This is a genomic window from Marinobacter sp. es.048, from assembly GCF_900188435.1.
In the GTDB taxonomy this organism is placed as follows: Bacteria; Pseudomonadota; Gammaproteobacteria; order Pseudomonadales; family Oleiphilaceae; genus Marinobacter.
Genome location: NZ_FYFA01000002.1, coordinates 241,295 through 253,689 on the forward strand (window position 1 = coordinate 241,295; position 12,395 = coordinate 253,689).

Sequence of the window (12,395 nt, forward strand, 5' to 3'; positions counted from 1 at the left end):
AATGAAAATGACGGGGTAGAGATTTCTCAATGGATGCTCGAGCCAGCTGATACCGGGAGACGGCGTCAGAATACCTGTGGGTTCCGGCTTCCGCAAGGTAACACCGCGCGGATGCTAAAATTACCGGCGAATTAAATCGGTGTAAATAACGCGTAAATGCGGATCTTTCTGATGGTAAAACGCGTGAGCCTGATGCAAGTTCAGTGTTGTACACCGAATGATTCGGTTAAGGAGATATCAAGATGAAACACGTACGTTCAATTGCCGTTGTTTTCGCCACAGGCCTGGCTGCTGCCGGTACCGCGTCTGCTCAGGACATGTACAAATCTGGCGTTGGGGGGCTTTATACGGGCCTGAACTACACCTTTATGAACCTTGAAAGCGGTAATGCGGACGCCGATGTAGGCACTCTGTCTGCCAAGGTAGGCGTGATGGCGACGCCATACCTGGGCATCGAAGCCCGGGGCGGTTTCGGGGTAGATGATGAGCGTATCGGCGGAGTCGATTACTCCCTAGACAACTTCTTTGGTGGTTACGCCACGTTCAATCTGGCCAACGAATCGCCGATTACGCCCTACGCCATTCTCGGCTTTACCCGGGTTGAAATCGAAGCCTCTTCTTTCCTGGGCACAGCGACCGAGGATGAAACGGACGTGTCCTATGGCATCGGCATGAATATGGAATTTGCGCCGAACCTGTCCGGCAACCTCGAATACATGCGTTACTATGAAGACAGCGATGCCGAAATCGATGGTCTGGGTGTCGGCATTCAGTTCAACTTCTGAAACCGGATCACCGGGGAGACTGCTTGAATCACCTGGCTCATGTATTTCTCGCGCCGGACTCGCCCGAAGCCCGGGTGGGTAGTATCCTCGGTGACTTTACCCGGGGTGTCGATCTCTCGACACTCCCGGCTACGGTGAAGCAGGGCGTTCGCCATCACCGGGCGGTCGACAGCTTTACCGACCAGCATCCCGATGTACTTGCCAGCAAGCAGGTGTTCTCCCCTCAGCGACGGCGATTTGCCGGCGTCGCACTCGACATCCTTTATGATCACTTTTTGCTCAAACACTGGGATCGGTTTAGTGCTATTGATCAGGATGCTTTTATCCTCCGTATTTACAGCGAGTTGAAAAAAAACGAACACCTGATGCCAGACCCAATGGCCCGGGTTACACGCCGGATGGTCTGGAACGACTGGTTCGGAGCCTATCAGGATCTTGAGAATATAGGCTACGCGCTGGACCGTGTTGCGGGGCGTATACGCTTCAGAAACGACTTCACGGGCATGATCACAGAAATTCGCGCAAACCAGGACGAACTGGAGAAGAAATTTTTGTCTTTTTTTCCAGAATTACAGGAATTTGCAGGAGGTATTGAATGAGGTTTGTTAGCAGGGTGTTTTTGGCTGCCGCATTGGCTTTCCCATCGACGATGGCTGTTTCAGCGGAGTCCGATGCCAACAATGACCAGCGCCCACCGGAAACCCTTGGATACGTTGAATGGGTGGTCATGCAGGATACCAGCCTTCGTCTCAAGGCTCGGCTGGATACCGGCGCTAAAACCTCATCGCTGCATGCCGTAAATATCGAACCTTTTGAAAGGGATGGAGCAGAATGGGTAAATTTTCAGATCCCTCTCGGGGATCACCAAGACCAGCCGACAGAGGGCGAGCTTGAGCATGAAGACATCATCCTTGAGCTGGAAAGGCCCGTCGAGCGAACCGTTCTGATCAAACGAAAAGGTGCGCCATCCCAAAAGCGCTATGTGGTACTGATGGATTTCTGTATCGCCGGAACTACCCATACCACCCAGTTTTCACTGACAGACCGTGGCAAATTCTCTTATCCGGCGCTGCTCGGTCGGCGATTCATGCGCGATGACAACATACTCATCGATTCGGCGGATTCGTTTCTTGCCGAAAAGGAGTGTGATTACATGACACTGGAAGAGCTGGTTGACAAACATGAGGCGCAAGTTCGAGAGCAGGCAGGCGCTGAATAGCGCGAGTCAGGTCCTCGCTAGTTTCCTTCCAGAGCCTCTTTTTCCATTTCAAGGTAGACGCGATAGGCGTTTGCCTTGTTAGAAGCATCGAAGGCCGGCAGGTTTGCGTATCGCGACCAGTCTGTCTGCTCGTATGCCTCTTCAAACTGAAGCCACTGTTTAACCGCATCGCCCATCTTTTCGCGAACGAAAGACAAATAATCGTATGTAAAATCCAGGGCCGCCATAGCGTTTCCGGATGCCCGCCCATGGCCGGGTACCAGAATCTCAGGTTCAAGCGCTCTGACTTCGTCGATTGCCGTCATCCAGTTTGCTGTATCAACCTCAGAACTCGCCAGGAAAGGGACACGGCCATTCTGAATAATATCGCCAGAGAACAAAACACCTGCTGGTTCCACCATCATCAGGCTGTCATCCGGAGCATGGGCTGGTCCGGCATGCAATATCGTGAAGCGGAAACTGCCTGATTCTAACGTAGTCGTCTCGTCGAAAGTCAGGTCTGGAGCGATTAGACGGGTTTTATCATCAACCCAGGGTGACAGGGCCACACTACGTTGTTCCAATCTTCGGTCCGCGTCCGGACTCTGGATATAGGCGACTGATGATTCCTGAGCAATCACCTCTGCCTCTGTATGATCCTTGAATGCCTGAAGACCATACACATGATCCGCATGATAATGACTGATCACCACATGAGTGATAGGTAACGCGGTCATTTCGCGTATTTTGGCGATCATTTCGAAACCCAGGCTGGGCGTTCCCAGCGCATCGAAAACCACCACACCCTTTTCAGTAATGACAAAGCCGGAATTGGCAGTAAACCCCTCGTTTTCGGGACCGGGAACACCAGAATGACCAGCGAAATAATAAACGTTTTCGGCATCGACCGACTCTGCCTCAAACGGTATTGAAATTGGAGGGTAGGTTGACGAGGAATCGGCCTTCAGCGATCCGGACCCGAATAAACTCGCCGCCAAATACCAGGCAAACGTAATACAGCTTTTAATTTTTTTGTCACGCATTTAACCCTTCTCCTCTGCAGATTCGGATCGTACAAACCGCATGTATCACGGTGCCTTACGCATTTCTTACTACATTCGAAAACCACCTTTCCCTTCCAGCACGGGGCTGACTCTGCTCAAAAAACGACTTGTAACCTCATTTCAAGCAGTCTATAAACAAAGTTATATCCTTATAACAGAAACAACAAGACCGCCATCTCAGTGCTTCACTGATGCCGGCCGACTGTCCCGAAAGGGCATCGAAGGAGGAGGAGAAAAAATATGCTCGGCAAACTTCGCCGGCTTAGCCAGGGTGTATCCGAAATCGCCCTGGAAGAGTCCGAACGCTTACCCTCAGCAGAACGCAGACGGTTTCTCAGAAGCGGCTTGTTTACAGCTGGTGGTGCCATGGTTGGCGGTGCACTCGCAGGCATCGCACCCAAGGCTCTGGCGGCAACCCAATACCCCCCTGAAATACCCTCATGGACCCGCTCGCTGGGGCCGGGTGTCGTGGCCGATCCCTATGGCGTTCCATCTCCTTTCGAGAAAGATGTCATTCGGCGAAACGTGCCCTGGTTAACCGCGGACAAGGTTTCGTCCATCAGTTTCAGCCCGCTACAGCACTTGAAAGGAATCATCACGCCAAATGGTCTTTTCTTCGAGCGGCACCATGCCGGGCGCCCGGAGATCGATCCGCAGCAGCACCGTTTGATGATTCATGGCCTGGTAGACCGACCGATCATTCTTTCAATGGAAGATCTGCAGAGGTTTCCGAGCGTTTCCCAAATCAATTTCATTGAGTGTCCCGCAAACGGGGGCATGGAATGGCGCGGCGCACAGCTCAATTCACTTCAGTTCTTGCATGGCATGATCAGTTGCGCCGAGTGGACAGGCGTACGGCTCTCAACACTTCTTCAGGAAGCGGGAATCCAACCCAAAGGCAAATGGTTATTGGCCGAAGGCGCAGACGGAGCCGCCATGACCCGCAGCATTCCGCTCGAAAAGGCTCTGGACGATGTCATTGTCGCGTACGCCCAGAACGGAGAGGCGCTGAGGCGCGAGCAAGGCTATCCGATTCGTCTTGTGGTGCCAGGTTGGGAAGGAAACACCCATGTGAAATGGCTGCGGCGCCTGGAGGTGGGTGACAAACCCTGGATGCAGCGGGAGGAAACCTCAAAATACACCGATCTGATGCCTGATGGCACTGCCCGTGGTTTTACCTGGGTAATGGAGGCTAAATCGGTCATAACCTCGCCGTGCCCGGAGATGCCGGTTCGAGGCAAGGGTATTTGCCAAATTGAAGGGCTCGCCTGGAGCGGACAAGGCAAGGTCAGAGCGGTCGATGTTTCGGTTGACGGTGGAAAGAACTGGCAACAGGCCCAGCTCCGGGAACCGGTGATGTCCAAATCGCTGACCCGATTTTCTCTGGAATGGAAGTGGGATGGCAATCCAGCACTCTTGCAGTCGCGAGTCATCGATGAAACCGGTTATGTACAGCCAACGCTTGGGCAACTGAAAGCGGCTCGCGGTACCAACTCGATTTACCACAAGAACGCCATCCAGACTTGGAAAGTCAACACAGACGGGAGTGTCGTCAATGTTCAGCTTTCTTAAATCCTCGCGTGCTTTGACGGGAATCTGTCTGGGCGCAGCGCTCGTCTCCGCCCCGATGATCGGTGTCGCCGAATCAGCAGGCCATTATGGATACGGTGAAGCGGCGACCGAGGAACAGATTGCGGCCTGGGATATTGACATCCGTCCTGACGGCACGGGGCTTCCGGATGGCAGCGGCAGTGTTGATGAGGGTATGCAGGTCTATGAAACCTACTGCTCATCCTGTCATGGCGCATTCGGTGAGGGGATGGGCCGTTACCCAAAACTGGCAGGCGGTGACGGAAGCCTTGCCGAGGATCGCCCCGAAAAGACCGTTGGAAGCTACTGGCCCTACGCCTCAACACTCTGGGACTACATTCATCGCGCCATGCCTTTCTTCGCGCCCCAGTCCCTCACTGATAATCAGGTCTATGCGCTTACTGCCTATGTGCTGAACCTGAACTACATCGTAGAGAGCGATTTTATAGCCAACAAAGAGACTCTGCCGGACGTGGTCATGCCCAATCAGGATGGTTTTACCTGGGATGACCCGCGACCGGTTTTTAACAACGAACGCTGTATGAAGGACTGCAAAGAGACGGTGACGGTTTCCGACTCAGCAGCAGGGAAAAACCTGACACCAAGCACCACCGGCCCCCTTGATGAGGGGATTACAGAATAAGAAGGCTGATCTGGGGTCGAGGCTCCAGGAAACAGAGCTGAGGAGGACTGCGTAATGCGAAAAGGGCTCATCTCCGTGTGCTTGACCACACTCGCACTGAGCGCAACAGCGCCGGTGTTTGCCGAAACAACCCAGGCTGATATCGACCGCGGAAAAGAACTCGCATACAGCCGAAAAGACGGAAACTGCCTTGCCTGCCACAAGATGGACGACGGCAAGCTTACCGGGAATATCGGGCCGGAACTTGCTGACATGCAGGCCCGATTTCCAGACCGAGAAATGCTGTTCAAACGCATCTGGGACGAAACCCAGTTCAATCCCGTAACGGTGATGCCACCGTTCGGGAGACACATGATCCTGAGCAAACAAGAAATCAACCGGATCATCGATTACCTGTATACGCTTTAACTGCGGAGGAGAAGTTACCGTGACTGACCAAAGGCGAAGAGGCTTTTTGAAGGGGATGCTGGGCGCAGGTGTCGCAGGGTTCGCACTGGGTTCCGGCATTGTGCCGCTGCGAGTCGAGGCCGCAACCGCTCCCGACGCATCTGACTGGCCGGACAAGGCCTTCAAGACCCCGGGGGTGGATGAAACCATCGCCGAACTTTACGGGATGGAAGCGAGCGAATCCGACAAGATCACCATGGACTTGCCGACTATTGCCCAGAATGGCGCAGTCGTACCCGTGACCGTCGAAACCTCGCTCCCTAATGTAACCAGCATTGGATTGTTGGTCGCCGAGAACCCCAACGCCCTGGCGGCCTATTTCGACATTCCTGAAGGCACACTGCCTTTCGTATCGAACCGCCTGAAAATGGCTGAGACGACGGATGTTGTAGCAGTCGTTATTTCTGACGGCAAGGCCTACAAGGCGACCCAGAACGTGAAAGTCACCGTTGGCGGCTGCGGCGGCTAACAGCTAACCGGACAGGAGAATAACAATGGCGTCCAGTATCAGAGTTCGAGCAGTAGAGAATGGCGGCGTGACATCACTGAAAGCCCTGGTTCGACATCCCATGGATTCAGGCTTCGTTAAGGATTCAGCAGGGAACGTCATCCCGGCTCATTTCATCAAGGTTCTTACTATTGCTCACAAGGGCAAGAACGTTTTCGTAGCCAATTGGGGCCCGGCGGTATCCAAGGATCCCTTTCTGGAATGCCGGTTCGAGGGTGCCAAGAAGGGTGACGAACTCACCATCAGCTGGGTCGACAACGAAGGCGAAAGCGATTCAACCAACGCAACGATCGCCTGAGAATTTGCCGCTGGGGGATTCTCCCCGAGCTGGTGAATAGGAGGATTGGATATGCTTAAAGCGAAAGTCATTCTGGTCTCGCTCGGTATTACATTGGCCATTCCCCAGGCAATGGCGGGCTCGACTCCGGAAGAAGACAGAAAAGAGGCGGTTGAATACTTCAAGCAGATGTTCCCGGATGTTCCGTTCGAGGAGTACGTTAACGGCCAATACGCTCTGAACGAAGATCGGCGCAAGCAGTGGGAATCAATGCAAGACTTCCCACCTTACGAATTTGCAGTGGCGGAAGGTCAGGAAATGTTTGAGACGCCATTTGCCAACGGCAAGACCTACGCTAGCTGTTTCGAAAATAACGGCATCGGTATTCGTCAGAACTACCCGTACTTCGATGCGGAGAAGAATGAAGTTATCACACTTGAACTCGCAATAAATCGCTGCCGTGAGGCCAATGGAGAGAAACCTCTGAGATGGAAGAAGGGGGCAATTGCCTCGATTTCCGCCTATATGGCCTCCACCTCAGCGGGCAAGCCTATTGATATCAAAGTTCCCGACAATCCTAATGCCATGGCTGCGTACCAGGATGGCAAGGAGTTCTATTACAGTCGGCGCGGGCAGCTCAATTTCTCTTGCGCAAGCTGCCACGTACAGAACCCGGGCAAGTGGATTCGGGCAGATTTTCTGTCGCCATCACTGGGTCAGCCCGCCAACTTCCCGGTACACCGGTCCAAGTGGGGCGAGCTGGGCACATTGCATCGCCGCTTTGCCGGATGTAACAACAACGTGCGTGCAGATCCGTTGCCAGCCCAAAGTGAGGAATATCGGAATCTTGAGTATTTCCTTACCTACATGAGCAATGGGTTACCTGTAGTTGGACCAGCCACGCGGCCGTAGGTCGGGACCGCAGAGGGAGAAACGAAAATGAGAAAGCCTTTACTGACAATCGGCATATCACTTGCGTTGTCTGCTCCACTGACTGTCCAGGCGGGCGCGAAAGAAGAGTTCGCAGAGCTTTACGCAAAAGCGCAGAGCACCCACAAGGATGCGGGGACCTTCCAGTGGACTGTGACGGGTGATCGATTAAAAGCAGCGCAGTCGGCTGCTGACAATGGTGACTACAAGAAAGCCAAAACAATGGCGAATGAAGCGCTGAAACTCGCTGAAGAGTCGGTCGCTCAACGAAAGAAACAGCAGGAAGCCTGGCGTCAGGTCGCAATAGGCAACTGATCATCGCTCCAAAATAACCAGCCACCCCGGAAACAGCGGGGCAGGCTGGTGAGCTCCCCTAACGACAAAAAAGGAGAGGGCAGTGACAATTTCCCGAAGAGACTTCCTGATGGCCATGCAAGCGGCAGCCTTGGCTGGGCTTGCCCCGAAACTTGCTTTGGCAAAAGGCGGCGAGGGACTTTACGACGCACCAAAGTTTGGTAATGTACGACTGCTGCATCTCACCGATATTCATGCCCAGTTGCTCCCCGTTCATTTCCGGGAACCAAACGTTAACCTTGGGATTGGTCCCAGTAGAGGCAAGGTCCCTCACCTTGTAGGCAGTCACTTCCTGGACCATTTCGGCATACCCTCTGATAGCCGTCGCTCTCACGCCTTCACCTATCTGAATTACCGGGAAGCCGCGCAGGAATATGGAAAACTTGGAGGATTTGCCCATCTTAAAACCCTCATAGACCAACTTCGGGAGCAGGCGGGTGCCGGCAACTCACTTCTGCTCGACGGAGGCGATCTATGGCAAGGTTCTGGAACAGCTGTCTGGACCAACGGTGAAGATATGGTCGAAGCCAGCAACCAGCTTGGTATCGACGTCCTGACCGCGCACTGGGAATTCACCTATCCGGAACAGCAAATCCGTAAGAACTTGAGCGCCTTTAAAGGAGAGTTTGTTGCCCAGAACGTCTTCCTTTCTGACGAAGCCATGTTCATGGGTGCGGAATCTTTTGATGAAATGAGTGGCCGCGTCTTCAAGCCCTACACAATCCGTGAACTAGGGGGCAAACGGGTCGCAGTCATAGGCCAGGCATTTCCTTACACACCGATAGCCAACCCTTCCTATTTTATTCCTGACTGGCGCATGGGGATCAGGGAATCAGAAATGCAGTCCCTGGTTAATGAAATCCGGGAAAAGGAAAAGGTGAATGCCGTTGTGGTGCTTTCTCACAATGGCATGGACGTTGACCTGAAAATGGCAAGCCGCGTAACAGGTATCGATGCCATCCTGGGCGGTCACACTCACGATGCCGTTCCACAACCCACGGAGGTGACAAACCCAGGCGGTAAGACATTGGTCAGTAACGCCGGCACTAACGGAAAATACGTTGCAGTCCTGGATCTGGATATCGGCAATAACGGTGTACGGGGCTATCAATACAAACTGCTACCCGTATTTTCAGACTTGATCAAACCGGATCCCTCGATGACGAGATTTATTGAAGAGGTCCGCGCGCCATATCTGGGCAGGCTCGACGAAAAACTCGCGATGGCCGACGAGCTGCTTTACCGACGGGGTAATTTCAACGGCACCATGGACCAGGTGATCTGCGATGCGCAACGACAGGTGCTTGATGCCCAGATTGCGCTTTCGCCGGGCTTCCGATGGGGCACGACCGTGCTGCCGGGCGACGACATCCTGATGGAAGATGTGATGAATGCCACCGCGATCACCTATCCGGAGACCTACGTGCGGGAGATGTCAGGCGCCGACCTCAAACTAATCATGGAAGATGTGGCCGACAATCTGTTCAACAAGGATCCATATTATCAGCAGGGCGGCGATATGGTTCGCGTTGGCGGTATGGATTACACCTGCGATCCCACCGGCACTATGAATGGCCGGATTTCGGATATGCGACTGGATGACGGTGAACGGATTGAAGCGAACAAAATGTATAAAGTCGCTGGTTGGGCCACGGTTAACTCGCGGGCACCGGGCCGACCTATATGGGATGTGGTTGCCGATTATCTGCGGTCCGAAAAGACTGTGAAAATCGAAAAGTTCAATACTCCGAAGCTCAAAAATGTCCAGGGTAACCCGGGACTTGAAGACTATGCAGGGTAGCTGATGAGCTCCTATCTTCTGAAGGCGCCAATCTCAATGCTGCTGGGCCTCGCGCTCATAGCATCAGGCCTGCTTCATGCGGAACCTTTAAGTGAGAGTAAGCCCTTTGCAGAGAAATTCCTGCTCTTGCAGTTAAGTGATGGTGAAGCTGAAAAACAGAACAAGGTTCTGAGCGTCGCGGCCAATCTGATCGAGTTTTATGGGCCCGATGCTATCGATATGGAAATTACTACATTCGGACCCGGTGTTCGCCTGATGTACGCCGACAACAGCCGCCGGGAAAGAATCAGTAGCCTCATTGCGCAGGGTGTTCGGTTCACCGTGTGCATGAACACGATCAATACTATCGAAAGGGAGACAAGAACCCGACCGCCCCTCCATCCGGAGAGCATCCCGGTTGACGTGGGAGTGGCCCACATTCTCGACGAGGTTGAGAAAGGCTATGTTCTCGTTCGTCCATAATCGTCTGGCCCCAGAAAGGAAGCCTGCCATGAAGAGCACATTTACAAGATCCCTCACATTAGCGGCGGCTATTTCAACTAGCGGTCTGGCTGGCGCTCAAGACACCAATCAGCCGGTAATGGTGGAAATCAAGAAACTGTCGATGGATACGGCGCTGACGATCGCAAAAACAGCCATTGATACCTGCCGAGAGCAGGGTGTTCAGGTTGCAGTGACGGTCGTCGACCGGGGAGGGCATCCACAGGTCGTGTTGCGGGACGTGTTGGCAATGGACCTGGCGCTTGAAGTCAGCTATCGCAAAGCCTATACGGCCATGACCTTCACCAGTCCGACATCGGCCCTGGAGGACCGCTTCACCGGGCCATTCTCGGTAGGCAAGGTGGAGAAAGTTTTGCTCTCGGCGGGAGGCGTGCCCATTCAGGCCAGTGGTGAAACTGTTGGTGGGGTGGGTGTAAGTGGCGCACCCTCCGGAGAGACTGATGAGATGTGTGCTCAGGCAGGTGTTGCTGAAGTAGAGATGGATCTGGAGATGGCCTCTTTTTAGAACTCGAATAAAACTAGCGGGAAATCAGAATGCTAAGAGGGTTTCTGAAAGTCGTTTGCCCAATACTCCTGATCCCTTCATTGGCCTTCTCTGAGCCATATCCGGACGCAGTCCAGACACTTGTTGAAGACGGACTCACGATCGAGGCGAGCTTCACTGCACCAGGAGGGCTGAAAGGCTATGTCGGCCGAAGAAACGGGCGTTCGGTATCGCTTTATCTCATGCCGGATGGAGAACACGTGGTGGTTGGCAGGATGGTGGACGGTTTTGGTCAGGATCTCAGTGCAGACCATATCAGGCGCTGGCTGCCAGATCCGGATCTCACAGGTGCCTGGCAAAAACTGGCGAATGCTGCCTGGATTTCCGAGGGACCGGTTGATGCCAATCGAATTGTCTATGTCTTTTCCGACCCCAATTGCGGCTATTGCCTGGTGTTTCGCGACAAGGCGCAGACGTATCTAACTCGCGGAATCGAGCTGCGTCATATCATGGTTGGAATCATTCAACCATCCAGCCTGGCAAAAGCAGCCAGCATAATCGGGGCTGAAGATCCGATCAGTAAACTCGAGTTCCACGACAGTCAGTTTCCCAGGGATTGGCTGGAGTCTGATGACAATGTTCCAACAGACTTGAGAGAAAAGGTTCAGAGCAACAATCGTTTGATGAAAAGCCTGTCTGCGGCAGCAACTCCATCCGTCTTTTATCGAGATTCGGAAGGAAGAGTTCGCAAAATCGTAGGTTTGCCGGATGACTCGGCACTATCCGAGGCAGTGTTCAGAGAACCGGATTGATTCAATTTGGAAAGGAGATCAACCATGGGACTAAAAAGCCTGCTTTTTGCGCTATTCATGCTTCCCGGACTTGTTGCGGCCAGTGATGGCGTTCCCGAGCAGTTGAAACTGACGAAGGTGACGGACCGGGCTTATTCGGCCATAGGGGCCACTGCGCCGGGCACCTATGAAAACCATGGTCACAACAACAATCTGAGCTTCATCATCACTGAAAAAGGCGTGGTCGTGTTCAACGGCGGCGATAATTATCTGCTTGCAAAAGCCTTTCACAATTCGATTCGCAGTATTACAGACAAAGACGTCAAATACGTGGTGAATGAAAACGCCCAGGGTCACTCCATGCTTGGCAATAGTTACTGGCGTGATCACGGTGTTCCGATAATTGCTCAAAACGAAGCAATCCGGGAATTCGAGCACCAGGGAGATGCCAAACTGGCTTCCATGAAGCGACGGAACAAGGAGAAAGCGGAAGGGACTTACGTTGCTGTTCCAGATATCGGCTTTGAAAAACGGCACGACCTCGACATGGGGGACGTGCAGATACAGCTGCATTATTTCGGGCCGGGGCACGCACCAGGAGATATAGCACTTTGGGTGCCAGACGAAAAGCTGCTGATTACCGGTGACCTCGGGTTCCACCAGCGCCTGCTGGCTGTTTTCGAGGATACGGAGACCGGCGCATGGATCGAGTCTTTCGACAAAATGACAACCCAGTTGGATCCCGAAATTGTGATTCCCGGGCACGGTGAACCGACGACAATAGACGTTGTTACCGAAGAGACCCGCGGCTATCTCGTTTTTCTGCGAAATGCGGTCATTGAAATTCTGGAGCAGGGTGGCGGCCTGGACGATGCCTACAATATTGACCAATCACAGTGGTCTTATCTGGACACCTTTGAGGAGCTCGCCGGGAAAAACGCCGGGCGCGTTTTTCAGGATCTGGAGTTTGAGTATTTCTGATTCCCGAAAATCGGGGATGATGTCGATGCTCTCATTCCCCA

General features: G+C 53.3%; 16 protein-coding genes. 15 read left to right on the top strand and 1 reads right to left on the bottom strand.

Annotation, left to right across the window (positions count from 1 at the left end; all coding sequences use genetic code 11):
• Nucleotides 1–242: 242 nt before the first annotated feature.
• The 3 genes from CFT65_RS12140 to CFT65_RS12150 are packed head-to-tail and all read left to right on the top strand — an operon-like array spanning nt 243 to nt 2,004.
• Nucleotides 243–785 (top strand): porin family protein, encoded by a 543-nt coding sequence (locus tag CFT65_RS12140; protein ID WP_088828403.1) that lies wholly within the window; start codon nt 243–245, stop codon nt 783–785.
• 23 nt (nt 786–808) lie between these two features.
• Nucleotides 809–1,384, top strand: coding sequence for an ACP phosphodiesterase (locus CFT65_RS12145; RefSeq protein ID WP_088828404.1), 576 nt, complete (start codon nt 809–811; stop codon nt 1,382–1,384).
• Nucleotides 1,381–2,004 (top strand): ATP-dependent zinc protease, encoded by a 624-nt coding sequence (locus tag CFT65_RS12150; protein ID WP_088828405.1) that lies wholly within the window; start codon nt 1,381–1,383, stop codon nt 2,002–2,004. Before CFT65_RS12145 ends, CFT65_RS12150 begins: the two co-directional genes overlap by 4 nt.
• 17 nt (nt 2,005–2,021) lie before the next feature.
• Here the strand turns inward: CFT65_RS12150 and CFT65_RS12155 are convergent, their stop codons facing one another.
• A complete protein-coding gene (locus CFT65_RS12155; protein ID WP_088828406.1) occupies nt 2,022–3,026 on the bottom strand; it encodes an MBL fold metallo-hydrolase in 1,005 nt (334 codons plus the stop codon).
• Between the two features lie 261 nt (nt 3,027–3,287).
• Here CFT65_RS12155 and soxC point away from each other — a divergent pair, with 261 nt between their 5' ends.
• The 12 genes from soxC (at nt 3,288) to CFT65_RS12215 (ending at nt 12,354) form a co-directional block, all read left to right on the top strand.
• The gene (gene soxC, locus CFT65_RS12160; RefSeq protein ID WP_088828407.1) at nt 3,288–4,619 is read left to right on the top strand and encodes a sulfite dehydrogenase; all 1,332 of its coding nucleotides are present in this window, start codon (nt 3,288–3,290) and stop codon (nt 4,617–4,619) included.
• Complete coding sequence (locus tag CFT65_RS12165) at nt 4,603–5,280, top strand: c-type cytochrome (protein ID WP_216360437.1); 678 nt, start codon at nt 4,603–4,605, stop codon at nt 5,278–5,280. The genes soxC and CFT65_RS12165 overlap by 17 nt, the downstream gene beginning before the upstream one ends.
• A gap of 54 nt (nt 5,281–5,334) precedes the next feature.
• Nucleotides 5,335–5,688: a sulfur oxidation c-type cytochrome SoxX gene (gene soxX / locus CFT65_RS12170; protein WP_088828408.1), complete on the top strand. Its 354-nt coding sequence runs from the start codon at nt 5,335–5,337 to the stop codon at nt 5,686–5,688.
• 19 nt (nt 5,689–5,707) lie between these two features.
• Nucleotides 5,708–6,196 carry a thiosulfate oxidation carrier protein SoxY gene (soxY, locus tag CFT65_RS12175; RefSeq protein WP_216360438.1) on the top strand — a complete coding sequence of 163 codons (489 nt, stop codon included), beginning with the start codon at nt 5,708–5,710 and terminating at the stop codon, nt 6,194–6,196.
• Nucleotides 6,197–6,221: 25 nt separating this feature from the next.
• Nucleotides 6,222–6,533, top strand: coding sequence for a thiosulfate oxidation carrier complex protein SoxZ (gene soxZ / locus CFT65_RS12180; protein WP_088828410.1), 312 nt, complete (start codon nt 6,222–6,224; stop codon nt 6,531–6,533).
• Between the two features lie 51 nt (nt 6,534–6,584).
• Nucleotides 6,585–7,424: a sulfur oxidation c-type cytochrome SoxA gene (gene soxA, locus CFT65_RS12185; protein ID WP_088828411.1), complete on the top strand. Its 840-nt coding sequence runs from the start codon at nt 6,585–6,587 to the stop codon at nt 7,422–7,424.
• Between the two features lie 27 nt (nt 7,425–7,451).
• Nucleotides 7,452–7,757: a hypothetical protein gene (locus tag CFT65_RS12190; protein ID WP_088828412.1), complete on the top strand. Its 306-nt coding sequence runs from the start codon at nt 7,452–7,454 to the stop codon at nt 7,755–7,757.
• Nucleotides 7,758–7,839: 82 nt separating this feature from the next.
• Complete coding sequence (soxB, locus tag CFT65_RS12195; protein ID WP_088828413.1) at nt 7,840–9,597, top strand: thiosulfohydrolase SoxB; 1,758 nt, start codon at nt 7,840–7,842, stop codon at nt 9,595–9,597.
• 3 nt (nt 9,598–9,600) lie between these two features.
• Nucleotides 9,601–10,059: a hypothetical protein gene (locus CFT65_RS12200; RefSeq protein WP_088828414.1), complete on the top strand. Its 459-nt coding sequence runs from the start codon at nt 9,601–9,603 to the stop codon at nt 10,057–10,059.
• Nucleotides 10,060–10,087: 28 nt separating this feature from the next.
• Nucleotides 10,088–10,603 carry a GlcG/HbpS family heme-binding protein gene (locus CFT65_RS12205; protein ID WP_088828415.1) on the top strand — a complete coding sequence of 172 codons (516 nt, stop codon included), beginning with the start codon at nt 10,088–10,090 and terminating at the stop codon, nt 10,601–10,603.
• 29 nt (nt 10,604–10,632) lie between these two features.
• On the top strand, nt 10,633–11,394 hold the full coding sequence (dsbG, locus tag CFT65_RS12210; protein ID WP_088828416.1) for a thiol:disulfide interchange protein DsbG: 762 nt from the start codon (nt 10,633–10,635) through the stop codon (nt 11,392–11,394).
• Between the two features lie 24 nt (nt 11,395–11,418).
• Nucleotides 11,419–12,354 carry an MBL fold metallo-hydrolase gene (locus CFT65_RS12215; protein WP_088828417.1) on the top strand — a complete coding sequence of 312 codons (936 nt, stop codon included), beginning with the start codon at nt 11,419–11,421 and terminating at the stop codon, nt 12,352–12,354.
• Nucleotides 12,355–12,395: the final 41 nt, after the last annotated feature.

What these genes read in the sequence shown, in the direction of transcription:
- soxX (WP_088828408.1), top strand. Translation starts at nt 5,335, where the DNA reads ATGCGAAAAGGGCTCATCTCCGTGTGCTTGACCACACTCGCACTGAGC.
- CFT65_RS12155 (WP_088828406.1), bottom strand. Translation starts at nt 3,026, where the DNA reads ATGCGTGACAAAAAAATTAAAAGCTGTATTACGTTTGCCTGGTATTTG.
- CFT65_RS12165 (WP_216360437.1), top strand. Translation starts at nt 4,603, where the DNA reads ATGTTCAGCTTTCTTAAATCCTCGCGTGCTTTGACGGGAATCTGTCTG.
- CFT65_RS12150 (WP_088828405.1), top strand. Translation starts at nt 1,381, where the DNA reads ATGAGGTTTGTTAGCAGGGTGTTTTTGGCTGCCGCATTGGCTTTCCCA.
- CFT65_RS12205 (WP_088828415.1), top strand. Translation starts at nt 10,088, where the DNA reads ATGAAGAGCACATTTACAAGATCCCTCACATTAGCGGCGGCTATTTCA.
- CFT65_RS12190 (WP_088828412.1), top strand. Translation starts at nt 7,452, where the DNA reads ATGAGAAAGCCTTTACTGACAATCGGCATATCACTTGCGTTGTCTGCT.
- CFT65_RS12200 (WP_088828414.1), top strand. Translation starts at nt 9,601, where the DNA reads ATGAGCTCCTATCTTCTGAAGGCGCCAATCTCAATGCTGCTGGGCCTC.
- soxZ (WP_088828410.1), top strand. Translation starts at nt 6,222, where the DNA reads ATGGCGTCCAGTATCAGAGTTCGAGCAGTAGAGAATGGCGGCGTGACA.
- dsbG (WP_088828416.1), top strand. Translation starts at nt 10,633, where the DNA reads ATGCTAAGAGGGTTTCTGAAAGTCGTTTGCCCAATACTCCTGATCCCT.
- soxA (WP_088828411.1), top strand. Translation starts at nt 6,585, where the DNA reads ATGCTTAAAGCGAAAGTCATTCTGGTCTCGCTCGGTATTACATTGGCC.
- CFT65_RS12215 (WP_088828417.1), top strand. Translation starts at nt 11,419, where the DNA reads ATGGGACTAAAAAGCCTGCTTTTTGCGCTATTCATGCTTCCCGGACTT.
- CFT65_RS12140 (WP_088828403.1), top strand. Translation starts at nt 243, where the DNA reads ATGAAACACGTACGTTCAATTGCCGTTGTTTTCGCCACAGGCCTGGCT.
- soxC (WP_088828407.1), top strand. Translation starts at nt 3,288, where the DNA reads ATGCTCGGCAAACTTCGCCGGCTTAGCCAGGGTGTATCCGAAATCGCC.